Below are 17,399 nucleotides of genomic sequence, written 5' to 3'. Positions count from 1 at the left end.
TTTATTTTCTTTACCTCATGTGTATTTTCTTCGTTATTCTACTAGGTATGACCTTATGATTTTATTATTGGCAAATACATTGACTTCAATTGAATAGACGTCGGTATAATTTTCAATTTTGAGGTTGGCTAAACTAATAAACCCTTTTGCTTCAGGCATCGGGGTAAATTCATCAATAGCTCCTCCACCTATGGTTTTATTATTCTGATCATGAAATAATACCTCAACACGGTCTGCATTACTATCTATCAATAAATATTCTAGCGCTTCATATCCACAATCTCTAGGCCTAGGACACGGAGGAATAGGTGGGATTAAATCAAGTCCTAGCTGTTCAAGATCGATAATATTGCTCAATTCTTTTTTCCAGAAGTTCAGTTGGTTATCACTTGCGTTATTGCCGTTTTGTTCTATCTGCTCCTCGAGATAATATTTGTAAAGATCACCTTCATAAACATAATTGGTAGCTGTAAATTCTGTTTCGTCAGGTATTTGACCCTGATAATCGGTAAGACATGATGTTAGTGTTGTAAGAAATAATAGACCTACAATTTTTGTAATGAGACGTTGCATAATAAATGGTTTGACGTTAATACTATTTTTAGTTTTGTTTTAATACTTCAACCTTTATGTAATTATTCTCTTAAAGTAAACTTGAGGGAGTGCATTTATGTAAGGAAACCAGAGAAAATGGTTTCCTTGAACCTTGTTGGGGAGGCAACTTAAAGCCTGCAGTAAACCGCTAGCTGATTGTAATCTTTAATATCTTTTATTCAGTTGTTTAATCTTTTTTAAAATGAACCACCTTGACAATTCTATGCTTATGAGAGATTTGTAATTGATAGATGCCGTTGTCAAGATGGTCCACGTTTAAATAAATAGTTGTTTTAGGTAGTGAGTCTAATATGCCGGTATATACACCTTCAATATTTTTCATTTTCATTTTGTTGGTGTAAAATTATGTTAGAAGAAAAGCGTAGACTATGACGTATGTAACAATACCTATGAATTATGTAACATAGCCTATAAATGAAGGGGTGAGGGGTCTTTTATTCAACCTTTTTAAGAAAATTGGTTGGGGTAAGCCCGTAGGTTTCTTTGAAGCATTTCGTAAAATAAGCGGGATCGCTAAAACCGACTGCGTAACCAATTTGCGAAATATTAGTGTCGCCTTTTTTAAGAAGTTGTGATGCCATTTTTAGTCGCTGCGATCTTATAAATTCAGTAGTGGAAAGACCGGTGAGAGCCTTTAATTTTCGGTGCAGTTGCATACGACTCATTTCAATTGCATTGGCAAATGCCTCGGCAGTAAATTCCGATTCAACCAAATTGTCATCTAAAACCGATTGTACTTTGGTTAAAAACTGTTCGTCAACTGAATTGACAGCAATGTCTTTAGGTTTTAAAACAATTTCTTGGCTATATCGCTGCTGTAGTCTTTTACGGTTAGCTAGTAAGTTAACTACCTTTGTAGCCAATATTTTTTGATTAAAAGGTTTGGTTATATAATCATCGGCACCGGTTTCAAGACCGAATAACGTGTTTTCGTCACCAGCTTTTGCCGTTAACAATATAATGGGGATATGGCTGGTGCGCTCATCTTTTTTAAGTTGTTCGGTTAATTGAGTCCCATCCATTATTGGCATCATGACATCGCTAATAATAATATCTGGTATTTTTTCATAAGCTATATTACATCCTTCTTTTCCGTTAAGTGCTCGTATTACTCGATATGAATTGCTAAAATTGTTTTGAAGCAGATTGCCTAAATCAGGATTGTCTTCTACAATAAGAAGAATTGGCAATTCGTCATTGCTTTCGTTCTCTACATTTATTATAGAGGTATCCTCGTGGGTGTTGGTTTTTATTTTTGATGTTGTCGGACTAATTTTTATAGTGGCATTTTTAATGTCGTCCTTGTTTAAAGCTATATTGAAGCTAAATTTTGTGAATTCATTTTCAACAGTATCCACTTCGATGGTTCCCCCGTGAAGTTTAACTAATTCATTGACTAAAGCAAGCCCAATTCCCGTACCTCCTTTTGCGTGCTGTGATTGATAGAATCGCTTGAAAATATTGGCTTTTTCCTCACTAGTTAACCCGTCTCCAGAATTTTTGATTTCAAAATACAGTTTGCTGTTTTTGGCATCTGCTCTTACCTTGATTTTTCCATTTTCCGGAGTGAATTTCAATGCATTTGAAAGCAAATTAGTTACGATTTTTTGCAAAGCATCTACATCCGTCCAACCAGTAACATTTTTATTATTAATATCAAGATCGAAGTCTATTTGCTTATGGTAGGCTGCGGCCTTGAAATCATGAACTATAGAATTTATAACCTCAATAGGCTTTACTTGACTAATAGAAAGCCCCATATTACCGGATTCTATTTTTGAAATATCTAGTATCTGATTAACAAGTTGGGCAAGCCGGTCGGTATTATTTAAAACTACTTGAAAATCATTTTTATCATTTTCTCCAATTTTTTTATCAGATAATTTATTTTGAATATGTCCTTTTATTAGGGTTAGCGGTGTACGAAGCTCATGCGAAATATTAGCAAAGAAATGAGATTTGGCAGTGTCAAGTTCTCTAAGTTTTGAAGTTGTTTTTTGACGATTTTTAAATAGAATGAAAATGAAAATTCCCGCCAAAGCAGTTAAAATAATACCGGCAGTATATAATCGTTGTTGACTTTCTTTCTGCTCCATAATAAGCTCGTTTTGAGTGCTCAAAAGCGTTATTTCTTGCTCGCTTTGTAGTGCTTTGTACTTAGACTCTACTTCTTTAGACCGTTTTCTGTTAGCCTTTTTAGTCAAATCATCCTTAAGGTCGTAAGCTTTTTGATAAAATTTGCTGGCTTTTTCATAATTACCCAATTCAATATGGCAGCTAGCTAAGTCGCGAAGCAACCTTTGATACAGTAGGGTTTCTTTTTCGTTTAAATTTTGATAAATGGCAAATGATTTGTCAAGCTGGACTAGGGCTTCCCGATAGTCTTTTAAGCGATATCTCTTGAAATATCCGTAGTAATAGTAGGTCTTCGCGAGGAGTAGGGGTTTGTTTTTATTATTTAAATATGCTAACTGGTTATTGAAATTTTTCGTAACATTTTTGTAGTCTTTTTTTTCTAAATAATAAGAATTAAGAATACTATGTAGTCTCGAAGCCATTTCAACATTTCCTTCTTTTTTGAAATAGGGAAGTGCTAAATCAATGTATTGTTTACATTCTTCTACTTTGCCAACATGACCACTTAAATCTGATAGATAAACATAAGTGAGATATTCACTTGCTTCATCATTTATGAGTTTAGCATCCTTTAGAGCGCTTCTAGCCAGATTGTACGCTTCCTCGACACTTTCCCGAGTAAATGTTAGTCTAGATATTTCCGATCGTTTTAAAACGCTTTTTATAGTAAGTGGGCTAATGTGCTCTTTTTGCTTAGCAATTGAATCTATCTCAATATAATGATGAAGTGCCTTGCTATATTCCTGAGCAGTAAAGTACCCATTGCCCATAGCCAGATTAATCTTTAATCGATCTTCCCATTTGGTTCTATTCTTATACGTTTTTATGAGATTTGGGTAGAAATCGGTTGTGTCCTTAGTTGCCGTTTTGGGCTGACTTTCAAAAAGGAGCAATGCTGATACTAGAGCAAGAGAGTCTTGGTTGTTTTTATGAAAGTTTGTGTAGGCCTTTTTCGAAAGGAAATAGGTGCTGTCATATTCTTTTTTTACGAAAAATGATTTTGCACTTGCCAGATATTCTAAAGGTTGAGATGACTGTTGACCATAGAGAAATTGTCCGCAAATAAAAGGAAGTGAAAAGATAAGATACTGAATAACCCGATGCATGAGTGTGGTTGGTATAGCACACTTAAAATTTAAGAAAATTCTTTCAGTAATTTACTATGCTCACGCCAAGTACCTAAAATATGGGATAGAATACTAGATCGCTACTGCAATACTACCTGATGCTTGTACTGTTTGGTCTCTTTACTGGTTGTGGGCCGGGTAATATTAAGGGTTACTTTTCCGAATACTTGATGTGTCCAAACAAAGTTATAAACTTTTATACCTGAACTAGCGTCTACAAATATTGGACTTACATTGAGTGTTGCTACTACATTGTCATTGCTGTCGACAATAGATGCATCAATGTAGCCTAGGTCCTTAGTAACTACTCCTTCTAGTTTATTGCTTCCACACACAACAGTATAATTGCAAGGAGGCATGGGGATTGGTATTTTTGAATCGAGTTGAGATGCATTATGGCGTAATAACTTACCTATCTCCGCAGCATCATCGTATGCCGCTTTACTGCCAACGTTGTTGTCTAGTTCTTTTTTTAGCTGATTAGCATATAGATCGCTTTCTAAAACATAACTGGTGCTAAAGGTATTTTCTTGAGCAACTGTAAATTGAAAGCAGCCCAATGCCGTTATTAGTAAAAGTCCACTTTTAAACATTGATTTCATGATCTCTTGTAATTTAGGGTGTTGCAATATATAAAAAACCCATTATTCGATATAATTAGATGGCTGCCAGCATCCTGTTGTTATTCTTTTATTTCGATTAATTCGGTATATCCCTGTAACTTTCCTTTTCGATTATAGGATTCGGAACGGACTAAAATTCGATTTTCAGTATACCAATCGGCTCCACTGCCTTGTACTTTAATTCCCGCTTTGGTGCTATAGTTGTATGTAATTTTCTGACAATCGAACGTTCCTGCTTTGGTGGTAATGGTCTCTTTATTTGCAACTTTTCGGTTTGTAATCTCAAAAGTAATCGTAATAAAAGTGGCTGTTTGATTGGCAATTTCTGCAGAAAATGAACCGTCATTCAAGTTGGATCCTTCTTCTAACTCACTTGGGAACTCGAGAACATCACCATCCATAGAAATCACAAAATCATCTGGGTTGTATTTCGCTAGTGTTGCACCATTAAAAAATCGAGCCATTTCGATACCGATTAAACCATTTTCACAACTGGCTTTGTACTCGGTTATAAAAGTATCGTCATTGGAGACTGAAATAACTTCCGCATCGATAGTAGCTTCACGCCAATCATTTTGAATATCTATAAACTTTGTGGTGTGGATTGTTTGGTTAAGTGCCTTTCCCTTTTTATTGTAGGAATTGTAAACAAGGGCATTACCTTCCTTCAAAAATAGTGCGTTGTCACAATCTTGTGCAAAAGCGGTAACAACTAATAATAAGCAAAAGATGCAAGCTATAACATGTTTAAATTTCATTGTTGCTTAGAATTGTATTATTTCTCTTTTCAAAAGAGCCTAATTAATCCCATAAATTAAAATCGAGTCTTCTTCACCTTGTACAATAAACTCAGGACTTCGGTCTTTATCAATGTTCTCCATGTCAATCATCGACGTGCCGTAAACAGGAAAGTTAGGGAGTAGCTTTGCATTGCTGTCAAATACATATACCTTTTTTGCTTGCGTGTCGGTTACTGATACATAGATTTTGTCATTAATATAGAAGATACTTGGTTTCGTGTACAATCCATAATCTAGTTTAACCTTTTTCTTTTTAATGGTTAGAGTGTTATCTGATAAACTGACTAGAGTTTTACTGGTGGTAACGATATCGTGTTCCTTTTCTAAACCTAGTTTTGCGACCTCAGTTTTACCATTAGTATTTATAATATGCATAAGACCATCGGTATCTGTAACTGTAAATTTATTTTGGTAGAAATGCACCGGATTGTTAGAAAAGTTAATTTTCTTATCGACCTTAATTCTATTTTGCCCACGTCTGTTTAAAATGTGCATAGTGCCATCAGTTGTAGGAAATACAATGTAATCTTTTCCAGCTGATCTAAAGTGCTTGGGTGCTTGCATCAAGTTAGAAGCTGCCTTTGAAAATTCAAAACCTTTTACGGTTTTCCCTTCAGCATTCAGCATTAATAAATTGTTGTTTTGAGTAATTATAAAGCGGTAATTTCTGCTTTTATCATAATCGAATACAGCTATAGATTGCGTGATCTCATCTTCAAAACTAATGGGGTAGGGAGCCACAACTTTTCCGTTTCGATCTAATACATGTAGTTGGTTAGGAGTATTGAAAATGAGTTGGAGCCTTCCATTTTTATAAAGATCAACTTGCTTAATATCGCCAACAATCTTACTCTCTAGTTGTTTTTTCCAAAGGATGTTCCCTTTATTAGAAATGAGATACAATACATTATTCTCATCTTGTACAACGATCTCTTTTTGTTTCGATCGGTGATTCGTTATCAATTGCATTTTACTTGAAATCTTGCTGTCAAGGGTAACGCTTGCCAATTGCGCAACAGTATTATTAGCGGTAGCACCTTGTTTCTTTTTAATAGTTGCATTGATGTAGCCAAAATCGTTTTGATAGTCTAACTGCAATGCAATCCATGGGTATTGGTTGAAATTGAGTTTGTCTATTTCCTTAACCTTTTTAGACAAAACGGCTGTTTTCAATACCGATTTGAATTGTTTCGTATTGGCAAGCCAGGTAAATGATGTTTCTTCGGAAAGTTGATTTTTACTATTCCGATAATTTTCATCTTTTGCAATGGTACTATTATTTTGATATGACGCAATGATATCTTGAAGTGTGACTAGGTTATTAGAAAAAACGTATAAATCATTGGATTTAAAATAATAAGTAACTTCAAATGGTGCGATAATTATCGGAGTGTTTTTTGCAAAGAGGTCACTTTTGCTAAAATTAAAAATGGATACATCTCTAAATGTTTTCGCTTTGTTTTTTTCACTTTCTAAATGCTGATTAGTGGCAATAACGTCTGTACTATGAAGAACAATCACATTTTGTTCTCCTATTTTAATATGTCCTATCTCATCGATATCAGAAAAAATGGGATTGAATTCTTTTTGAACTGGAGCTCCGGTATATGCTACTTGCTTGTTTATGTTAGCGTGCAGTGTGGTAAAATCCTCAAAGGTAAATGCTTTTAAAGAGGTACTATTGGTTGGTGTGATATTGATTGATTGGAGTGCGTGGCCACTTAATCCCTTAATAAGGTTAAAACGCTGATTTAATGAATCACTTGCCGTAACAATACCGTTGATTTGTAAATGATCATTGTTGATGTCAGTGTCAATAGCAATCCAATCTGCGAGGGAAGTAACCTCTCTTTTTTTTATATTGGGAAAAGCACTAGTAAAAAGATTACCGAAATCCTGCATATTTATGACAAGCGAGAAAGGTGCATTGGCATCAACACTTTTAAATAATTTTTTAAACGAATCGCTGGTAAAATGGCTTTCCGATTTATAATGACGAATGGTATTTTCAGATAATAGTTTAGAGGTTGATATTACAATAAGGTCATCCAATATTAAATGGTAGATTTCATCCTCATCAATTTTGATGGTGTTAATAGTGTTATTCAAATAAGAAGCAGTGCTAATATTCCATTTAGAATCCGAAAGACTTTTTTGAAGTGCTTCACTATTACTAGTAATTAAAGTGAATTCAAACTGCTTTTTTCCTTCATTAGAAATGCATAAAATAACATCATTGTCAAAATCAAGATCCCCTAGCAATTTAAATTTTGAAAGTATCTGATCATTAAGAGATGTATTGTTAAAAAGATTGAAAAAATCATGATTCTTAATGTTGCTTTTAAGAGTATTCAGGTCGTTGGCTTTGATAATAATTCCAGTGTTATGGGGAATTAGATTAACCATAGCCGTTTTTGTCTTTACCCCTTGATTACAATTAAATAAGAGTAGTGCTGAAAAAAATAGAAGTAAAAAACCTTTGTTCATCTTTAAATACTAAGCAATTAAAACGGGAAAATAGCTTTAAATATGAAGTGAAAGGAGTGGAGGTTGATGCTTTTTTCAACAAAAGAATAAACGTTTGTTGATAGTGTATCAAAGATCAAGCGATAGTTGCTCAGGAATTAATCTAAATGAGGTACGATGATATTTGCACGGACCGAATTTTTTAATTGCTTCCCGATGCTCTTTGGTTGGGTAGCCTTTGTTTTGCTTCCAATTATACATCGGGAATTCTTCATGTATTTGAAGCATATATTCATCGCGATATGTTTTTGCTAAAACCGATGCTGCCGCAATATTCATATATTTTCCATCACCTTTAATTACAGTTTCGAATGGAATATCCTGAAAAGGTTTAAATCTATTTCCGTCAACTGCTATAAATTCTGGAGTGGTGCTTAGTTGCTCAATGGATTGATGCATAGCTAAGATGGAGGCATTCAGTATATTAATTTCATCGATCTTTTTGGGGAAGATATGAGACACACCAAATGCTAAGCTTTGTTCTTCAATAATTGGTTTTAATGTCTCTCTCTTTTTTTCAGAAAGCTGCTTAGAATCGTTGAGAATTTTGTTGATAAAACCTTGGGGTAAAATAACCGCAGCTGCAGTAACTGGCCCTGCCAAACAACCCCTTCCAGCTTCATCAGTACCGCATTCCAGGGTGAGATTCGTAAAACTTATATTTAACATTTGAGTTATTAGTTGTGATTTAGTTAAAAAAACTAAATAATATTCATTAAAATATTATAATTATTGAGAAATTCTCATAAAATTAAAATATTGATTAGCAAATAGTTAGTTTAATCTTTTGCTTTCTTTGTTAAACATAACTATTTTTTTGCTTTATTAACTATTTATTAAGATGTTTGCGATTGACTAATTCAAATAATTTAAAAGTATGAGATCAAAGTTTACTTTGTTTCTAACGCTGTTATTGGCGTTGGTTACAAGTTTTTCCTTTGCACAGGAAAAGACGATTACTGGTAATGTTACAGCTGCGGCTGATGGACTTCCGTTACCAGGTGTGAGCGTTGTAGTTAAAGGTACTTCGCGTGGTGTACAAACTGATTTTGATGGTAATTATTCTATCAATGCTTCCTCAACAGAAAGTTTAGTTTTTTCCTATTTAGGTTTAAAAGAACAAACTATCGCTGTGGGAGGTAAGACAGTTATAAATGTTGTTATGGAGGAGGATGCAGAACTTCTCTCCGAGGTTGTAGTAACTGGTTACTCTACGGTAAAAAAGGAGAGTGTTACAGCAGCACAAACTACTGTGACAGCAGAGACTATTGAAAATGTTCCTATTCCAGCGTTAGATCAAGTGTTGCAAGGTCAAGTTGCTGGTCTAAGTGTAAATGCAGGTTCTGGACAACCTGGAGCTAGTGGTACTATTATCTTAAGGGGGCGAAGTTCATTTAATCCAAATGCGAACATTGAACCTTTATTTATTATAGATGGTGTTCCTGTTGATGAGGATAACTTTAGAAGTATAAATTCTAATGATATTGAAAATCTTACAGTTCTTAAGGACGCAAGTGCATCTGCGATTTATGGTAATAGAGGAGCTAACGGTGTGATCATAGTAACTACAAAAAGAGGTAGTTTTAATCAACCGCTAAGTGTTACATATAGATCACAATATGGATTTACTGATTTGATTGAGCCAAATATTAATTTCCTTAATAGTACACAGTTCTTAACATACCAAAGAGATTTAGGAGCTGGTGCAGGTAATGGCTTAACGGACGCCGAAATAGCTCAGTTTGGTCAGGTTAATACGAATTGGCAGGATATTCTGTTGCGTCAAGGGAAGACTTTTTCTCAGGAAGTTACCTTTTCTGGTGGAGGAGAAAACTCAAGATCATTTAGTTCTCTTCAATATTTTGAACAAGAAGGTACCTCTTTAAGATCAAAATTACAGCGTATATCATTACGATCGAACTTAGATGCACGCTCAGATAAACTAACGTTTTCATCAAACATCTCGTTAAATTTTACAAGAAATGATTTTGTGGTAAATGGTGCTGCAGGTGGTGGTTCTTTAGATAACCCATTTTTAGCAGCTTTTATAAGTTTACCTTATTATTCACCATTTAATCCAGATGGTTCTCTAAATGTTACCGGTTTGTCCAACGATCCAATTACGGGAGCTGCTTTAGGACCAACAGGATTCCAAAATACTCCATTCGTTACCCAAAATACAAACAGATTTAATACCAATCGTGAGGATGAGATTAGAGCTGTGATTAGCGTTAGTGGTAAGTATCAATTAGCAGATAATCTATCTATTGGAACGAATGCGGGTATTGATTATACTCAGGAAAATGATCTTGATGTAATTAGTCCTGTAAGTTTAAGAGGGCAGTTTAACGTCCCTAACGCCGCGGCACAGATAAGAGGTAGTAGACGAGAAGCTACACAACGTGTTTTGCGTGTTAATTGGTCTAACAATGTTACTTACACTAACACTTTTGCTGATAAGCATAATTTAGAAGTAGGTGCATTTACCGAATATTTTAAACAACAATTCCGTGATGCTGGTTTTACAGGTTTTGGTATTGATCCTAGATTGCCGAACTCAATTCTTGGGTTAACCAGCGGCCAGACTGCAGATCCTGATGGAACAACACCATACGTTCCAACTCTGGAGGGTAGAAGTGTTGATCTAGGTTTGTTTTCAGTTTTTGGACTTGTGCGATATGGTTATGATGGGAAATACAACATAGAGGCAAATATTCGTCGTGATGCTTCATCTCGTTTTTCTAGCGATAATGAATGGGGGACATTCTTTTCTGTTTCTGGACGGTGGAATATTTCTAAGGAAAATTGGTTAAGCAACTCTACTTGGGTTGATAATTTGGCTTTAAGAGCAGGTTATGGTGAAGTTGGAAACCAGGACATCGGATTTGGTCAAGCCAATATTTTTGCGACAAGAGATTTATTTTCTTCTGGAACAGGTTATGCTGGAAATCCAGGTGTATTTCCTTTCGCAATAGGAAATCCTGATTTGAGATGGGAAACGAAGAAAAGTATCAATCTTGGTTTAGATTTTGGTTTCATGAAAGGGCGGTTATCAGGTTCGTTAGATGTTTATCAAGAAGATACAGAAGATATTCTTTTAAGTGCACCAATCTCTGCTACGTCTGGATTCACAACTATATTGAGAAATTTAGGGGAGCTTAGAAATACTGGTGTTGAATTTGCAATGTCTTATGACGTGGTGCAATCTAATGACTTGGTAGTAAACTTATTTGCTAACACTGCTTACAATAAAAATGAAGTAGTATCAATTGACGGAGAGCAAGAATTTGTTGACAGAGGAAACACACAGTCTTTATCCGTAGGGGATCCGTTTGGTTCATTTTTTGACGTTCGTTATGCCGGTGTAAACCCTGCTAATGGTCGGCCTTTATTTTTAGATGTTGATGGAAATTTAACTGAAAGTTTTAGCTTAGACAATCGTGTTATTTTAGATAAAACAAGAGACCCTGAGTTTTCTGGTGGTTTCGGATTAAATGTAACTTACAAAGGTTTTGGCCTGACAAGTTTATTTAGTTATGCAACCAATGTTTGGAGAAACAATGGTACTTTGGCTGTAGTTGAGGATCCTTCATTGGTAGGGATTGCAAATCAGTCTACAAGGGTTTTAGATCGATGGACACAACCAGGTGATATTACCGATATTCCAGACCCTCAATTTTTTAATCGTTTTGCTGATGGTACGCGATATCTAGAGGACTCATCATTCTTAAGACTCCGTAACATAACTTTGGGTTATACTTTTAATTCTGATCAGTTGAAAAACCATTTCAAGAGTATTCAGATTTATGTTCAGGCACAAAATTTAGTGACCTGGTCTAAATGGAGAGGGTTTGATCCCGAAGATAATAATGCAGGTTCATTCTTTGATTTTCCAGTGGGAAGAACATTTACACTAGGATTTGATATTAATTTTTAATTAGAGTTGATTATGAAAAAATATAGTTTTTATTTAATAGCATCTCTATTTGTTTTCCTTTCTTGTGAGGATGCAAGGGAGATTGATCCTACTGACTTGATTGATTCCAATCAGGCATTTGGTACCGTAGGCGATATAGAACAAGGTGTTCAAGCTGCATATGGGTCTTACACTCCTGAAAATGTTATTGCATTTTCGTCCAGATTTGTTGACGATCTGCGAATAGGATCTAATAGTGGTGGGCAGGGTATCCCAGACCTCTCTCAGGTATTAGACCCAGGAAGTGGTAGCACCACAGGAATTTGGACTACAAATTACTCTGTGATCAATCTGGCTACACAAGTTATCTTGGCAATTGAAGCATTTGAAACCGATGACGAAAGTGAGAGAGTAAGATTAAATAGAGCTTTAGGTGAAATGTTAGCACTACGATCTTTAGCTCATATTGATTTAATGGCACTTTATTCATCGGATAATAATATTGCTCCAGGTGGGGAATTTGCTGCTGATGCGTTGGCAGTTCCTTATGTGAATAGCATCATTGTGTTCGAACAGCCCGTGAGAAATACGGTTGCTGAGTTTAGTGCCGCAGTTATTGCAGATTTGGATAGAGCAAGCTCTGTATTGGGTAATCAAACTGATATTAATAGGGTGACACCTGAGTTTATTACGGCAGCCAGAGCTAGACTTGCGTTATACACCGGTGACAATACTGGGGCTATAGCAAATGCAAATAGTCTAATAGCAGATATACCATTAGCGGATAAAGCTGATTATTTGGGAATTTTTAGAGACACAAACGACGAAGAGGTGATTTGGTCATTAATTCGTAATCAAGCAGCTGGAGGAAGTCCAGGTGGTTTGTTTGCATTTGGAACTCGTAACCCCTTTCTAGAAGTTTCTTTTGGTTTAGGTGATTTATTAGATCCAATGGATGCTAGACGAGAGGTTGTTATTGACTTAGTTACTAGCGAATCAGGAGAGACTCGTGTTGGTAAATATTTTGGTAGACCAGGAGAAGACCTTAGGAATAATGTGAAGGTTTTTAGAGTCGCAGAGCAATACTTAATAAAAGCCGAGGCGCAAGCGCGTTCAAATGATTTAAGTGGAGCAGCGGCTACAATTGATTTATTAAGAGACGCAAGATTCGGGTCTGATCAGCCTACCCCTTCATACGGAAGTTTGAGAGACGCTATTGAGGATATTCTTCTGGAGAGAAGATTGGAGTTGGCTTATGAAGGACATCGTTACATCGATTTTAGAAGGACCCGTGATATTCTAGGTAACGGCATTGTTCGTGATTCTCGGGATTGCGGTGCACAGGGTATTCCTTGTGGTATTCCTGTTGATGATCGTCGTTTTGCGATGCCAATCCCGAATGTTGAAATTGCTGGGAACACAGCGATCATCCAAAACCCTGGTTACGGGAACTAAAAATTTAAAATATATAAAATGAAAAAACTAGTTTATACTTTACTCATAGGTCTTATTATCTGTTCTTGTGATAAGGATTCGCAAGTGACTGCAGATTCTCAGGGTGATCAATTCCTTTTAGGCTTTGATGCAACCTCATTTGACCTTCCCGTTACGGTTGATGGTGTGTCAGAAATCAGCGTACCAGTGGGAATTTCTAATGTATCAGATACCGATAGATCTTTTACAATATCGGTTGATGAAAGTTCTACTGCGAGTTCAGCCGAATATACAATCCCGAGTACTTTTGTTGTTCCAGCTGGAGAAAATATTGGAACATTCGTAGTTACTGGAAACTTTGATGCGGTTCCTGATGCTGTTACAAATACTATTGTAGTTAATATCGACGAAGTAACTGGTGGTGTCTTGAATAGCAGACCAAGTGCGACGATCAGTATCTTTAGATTTTGTCCATCTGATTTAGCGGGGACATATGTTGCGGTTAGTTCAGGTACTTCCACAGATGGGGCACCTGTTAATAATCCAATAACAAACTTTGAGTATACCGTTGAGGTTACTCAAAATGAAGATGGTACATACTCAATTTCTGATGGAGTTGCAGGAGTTTATCAAGATTGGTATTGCGCACCATATGGTTATTGTTTCGAAACAGCTGGGAATTTTAAAGATGTATGTGGTCAGTTGTCCGGAAGTTGGGTAGAAGCTTTTGGCTCTACTGTTGTATTAACAGGTCAAGATAATGCTGATGGTACTTTAACAATTAGTTGGGAAAATGGTTTTGGCGATACAGCCACAGCTACATATACTAAGCAATAAGACTGAATGTGATTTATTCAAAAAGGCGGCAATTTGCCGCCTTTTTCATATATGTTACTTTTTTATTAAAATTTTAAACCTTTTGTAGTTTTTGTTATCTTAGTAAAAAATAATAACAATGAAAAGAATTCTTTCTATATTCCTAAGCCTTTCGGTCGGTCTTATTTACGCGCAAGGCACAATTAATTCTTCTTTTCGTAAAGTAGAATTTATTACTTTAAGACCGGCTAACTTGGAAGGAGTCAAAGGAACCCCTTATGTGCATGAAGAATTTCAGCCAGCATCAATTGAAGGGTTTAAAGGCAGTTATCTAGTTCGCTATAATGCTAGCGATGAACAAATGGAAGTGAAAGTGGGTTCAGGAATTAAAGTTGTCCCCGTTTCCAGTGTGAGTAGTGTTAAAATTGAATCTCTTAGACAAACGTATATTCCATTAGGTAATGATTTCAATAATGCATTCGGACGTGTAGTATGGGAGGATGATAAGGGTAATATTTTGCTCGCTCGAGATGTAATTGGTTTTCAAGAGGAACAGAAAGCAAAGAATGGTTATGGGAGTGATAAGCCGGCTAAGTATCTTAAGAGCCGCTCCACTTATTATTTAAAATCCAAAGGAGGATTAGCTTTAGAATTACCAGAAAAGAAGAAAAAGTTTCTGACGGTATTTTCAGATAAGAAAGAGGAAGTCGCCAAATTAATAAAGCAGCGAAAATTTAAATTAGATAAAGAGGAAGACCTCAAACAAATAGTTTCTTACTACTATCAAAAACAATAATATCAGAACCCTCCTTTTTGGAGGGTTTTTTATTTCACAAAACCTTACCATTTAAATTAATTCAAATACCATACCTTTAACCCGATATTAATCGGTACCATGTGACCGCTGTATAATCATCAGCAATAATACATGAAATACACATTTTTCTGTTTTTTCTTCTTAAGCATAAGTGCGTTTGTCCTAGGGCAAGATTTACCACCAAAACCAGATAACAATACTGATCCATTTAATCAGAAACCTCGGGATACAGCTAAACAGAAAAAAGGTGGCCGCACCTTCGATCCAGAAGCATTAGCTCGAAATAAAAAAGTAAAACCTACAATCGATTTATATCAAGTCATTTCCCATGGTCGTGATACTACTCAAATCGATACTACACTAAGTATTCAAAAAGAATACAAATACAACTATTTACGTAAGGACAATTTTGAGTTGTTGCGTTTCTCAAATATTGGGCAAACATACAATCGACTAGGGTATTCATTTAAACAAAAAAGGCTGTATCCGGAATATGGAATCAAGGCCAAGCACTTTCCATATAAAGAGTTGGATGATATAAATTATTATAGAGTTCCAACTCCAGTAACAGATATTCTGTTTAAAACTACAATGGAGCAAGGGCAGCTGTTGGAAACGATGATTACTGTAAACCCGGCCCCTAATTTTAATATCTCTTTGGCGTATAAGGGTCTTAGATCCTTAGGTAAGTATCAAAATATTTTAAGTAGTAACGGGAATTTTATAATTACTTCAAACTATAATACAAGTAATGATCGATATAATATGCGCTGGCATATAGCCGCTCAAGATATTACCAATCAAGAAAATGGAGGTGCGTCTAATCTTGAAGAAGAATTCACATCAGGCGATGACGAGTTTAAGGATAGATCGTTAGTGCAAGTTCAATTTCAGGATGCTGAGAATAGACTGGATGGAAAACGATATTTCCTAGACCACGATTTCAGTATATTTAGAAAGAATGATTCGTTACGAAGATATAATCTCAAATTAGGACATGTTTTCAATTATGAAACCAAATCGTATCGCTTCGAAAAAAATTCATCAACTGACAACTTTTTCGGAACCGCCTTTGTGTCCGGTTCGGTCGATGACCGCTCCAAGCTTCGCGCTATGAATAATCAACTGTACCTAAGTTACGATTCGAAGCTAACAGGCGAACTCAAATTCAACAGTACCTATTATAACTATAATTATATTCACGGCAGTACTTTTATAAGTGATGGTCTGACAATACCCAATAATTTAAAAGGGAGCACGGTAGGCGCTGGTGGAAGCTGGAAACATAGAATAGGTCAGTTTGATATTGGCGCTAGTCTAGAAACTATTATTGCTGGTGATTTAGAAGGAAACAGCCTTAATGCAAACACAGGCTTTCAATTTTCTGAAGACTTATCTGTCAAAGCTGAAATACAATCCGCGTCTAAAGCTCCCGATTTCAATTTTATAATGTATCAAAGTGATTATACCAAGTATAATTGGTTCAATGACTTCGATAATGTAAAAACTCAAACCGCTCAATTTAATATCAAGTCAAAAAAGTGGTTCGATTTAAATCTTAGTTACTCCATTATCGATAATTATGCATATTTCGGTAAAGAAACTCTGCCAGAAGGCTCCACGGATTTTGCCCAAGCACAGCCATTACAATTTACAAATACCATTAATTACTTAAAGGCCACATTAGAACACGAAATTAGCTGGCGCGGTTTCGCACTTCATAACACAGTACAATATCAAAATGTAACACAAGACTCGCAGGTAATTAATGTGCCAGAAATTGTCACCAGAAACACCTTTTATTATTCAGGGTTTTTGTTTAAAAAGGCCATGTATTTTCAAACCGGTGTCACTTTAAAATACTTTACTGAATATAATGCCGATGAATACAGTCCGTTACTCGGGGAATTTTACACTCAGAACCAAACAAAAATCGGCAACTTCCCGGTGCTCGATTTCTTTTTTAATGCAAAGGTTCGCCAAACACGTATTTATTTAAAAGCCGAACATTTCAATAGTAGCTTTACAGGCTATAATTTCTTATCGGCACCAAACTATCCATATCGAGATTTTATAGTGCGCTTTGGTCTAGTTTGGAATTTCTTTACTTAAAACCATTAGGGCGTTCCCATGACAGAAAAAGTCATGGTCGGGCTTTTCACTATATCTTTTTATTGTTTGTAAGGGTTATTAGTTATAATCGGTTTATTATTCAGTCTTATTCTTCGCGCTCATTATATAGTATAAATAACAATAAAAAGGATGCCGTTGCAATCCCTAACGCAAGTATTGTCATTACATATATAATGTAGTTTGTAAAATAACAATAGCACTTTCTTATTTTTTATCCTACTTGTAAATCACTAAACACCTATAAACAAAGGCTTTGTTTGTGTGCATTAAATAGCTTCGAAAAAAAAATGAAAAAAAACACAAAAAGCATTGTGGTAACCATTAACTCGTTTTATATTTGCAGCCGCTTAGACGGGGAACGTTTAGGGGTGATTTGGGAGTTCATTTTTTATTGGGAGTTAGGGTCGAAAAAAAGTTTAATTTTTTTGTTGTGTGAATTAAAAATTGGTTTTATAT

11 protein-coding genes are annotated in these 17,399 nt (G+C 35.6%); 5 read left to right on the top strand and 6 right to left on the bottom strand.

Annotated features, from left to right (window positions below; genetic code table 11):
- Window positions 1-33: 33 nt before the first annotated feature.
- The 6 genes from GWK10_RS15830 to GWK10_RS15805 all read right to left on the bottom strand — a co-directional run bounded on the left by GWK10_RS15830 (window position 34) and on the right by GWK10_RS15805 (window position 8,496).
- Window positions 34-573 (bottom strand): hypothetical protein, encoded by a 540-nt coding sequence (locus GWK10_RS15830; RefSeq protein ID WP_164033377.1) that lies wholly within the window; start codon window positions 571-573, stop codon window positions 34-36.
- A gap of 476 nt (window positions 574-1,049) precedes the next feature.
- Complete coding sequence (locus GWK10_RS15825) at window positions 1,050-3,857, bottom strand: ATP-binding protein (RefSeq protein WP_164033376.1); 2,808 nt, start codon at window positions 3,855-3,857, stop codon at window positions 1,050-1,052.
- Between the two features lie 101 nt (window positions 3,858-3,958).
- Window positions 3,959-4,480, bottom strand: a complete 522-nt coding sequence (locus tag GWK10_RS15820) for a hypothetical protein (protein WP_164033375.1) — start codon at window positions 4,478-4,480, stop codon at window positions 3,959-3,961.
- 80 nt (window positions 4,481-4,560) lie between these two features.
- On the bottom strand, window positions 4,561-5,259 hold the full coding sequence (locus GWK10_RS15815) for a TapB family protein (RefSeq protein WP_164033374.1): 699 nt from the start codon (window positions 5,257-5,259) through the stop codon (window positions 4,561-4,563).
- Between the two features lie 39 nt (window positions 5,260-5,298).
- A complete protein-coding gene (locus GWK10_RS15810; protein WP_164033373.1) occupies window positions 5,299-7,707 on the bottom strand; it encodes a hypothetical protein in 2,409 nt (802 codons plus the stop codon).
- Between the two features lie 189 nt (window positions 7,708-7,896).
- Window positions 7,897-8,496, bottom strand: coding sequence for a ribonuclease HII (locus GWK10_RS15805; protein WP_164033372.1), 600 nt, complete (start codon window positions 8,494-8,496; stop codon window positions 7,897-7,899).
- A 208-nt stretch (window positions 8,497-8,704) separates the two neighbouring features.
- Here GWK10_RS15805 and GWK10_RS15800 point away from each other — a divergent pair, with 208 nt between their 5' ends.
- The 5 genes from GWK10_RS15800 to GWK10_RS15780 all read left to right on the top strand — a co-directional run bounded on the left by GWK10_RS15800 (window position 8,705) and on the right by GWK10_RS15780 (window position 16,922).
- Window positions 8,705-11,764, top strand: coding sequence for a SusC/RagA family TonB-linked outer membrane protein (locus GWK10_RS15800; RefSeq protein WP_164033371.1), 3,060 nt, complete (start codon window positions 8,705-8,707; stop codon window positions 11,762-11,764).
- A 12-nt stretch (window positions 11,765-11,776) separates the two neighbouring features.
- Window positions 11,777-13,198 (top strand): RagB/SusD family nutrient uptake outer membrane protein, encoded by a 1,422-nt coding sequence (locus GWK10_RS15795; RefSeq protein ID WP_164033370.1) that lies wholly within the window; start codon window positions 11,777-11,779, stop codon window positions 13,196-13,198.
- 18 nt (window positions 13,199-13,216) lie between these two features.
- A complete protein-coding gene (locus GWK10_RS15790; protein ID WP_164033369.1) occupies window positions 13,217-14,014 on the top strand; it encodes a hypothetical protein in 798 nt (265 codons plus the stop codon).
- A gap of 118 nt (window positions 14,015-14,132) precedes the next feature.
- Complete coding sequence (locus GWK10_RS15785; protein ID WP_164033368.1) at window positions 14,133-14,789, top strand: hypothetical protein; 657 nt, start codon at window positions 14,133-14,135, stop codon at window positions 14,787-14,789.
- A 132-nt stretch (window positions 14,790-14,921) separates the two neighbouring features.
- The gene (locus GWK10_RS15780) at window positions 14,922-16,922 is read left to right on the top strand and encodes a putative porin (protein WP_164033367.1); all 2,001 of its coding nucleotides are present in this window, start codon (window positions 14,922-14,924) and stop codon (window positions 16,920-16,922) included.
- Window positions 16,923-17,399 lie beyond the last annotated feature (477 nt).

This window comes from Spongiivirga citrea (genome assembly GCF_010671565.1).
Classification (GTDB): domain Bacteria; phylum Bacteroidota; class Bacteroidia; order Flavobacteriales; family Flavobacteriaceae; genus Spongiivirga; species Spongiivirga citrea.
The sequence above is the reverse complement of the archived record's forward strand: the minus strand, read 5'-3'. Positions and strand labels throughout refer to the sequence as shown.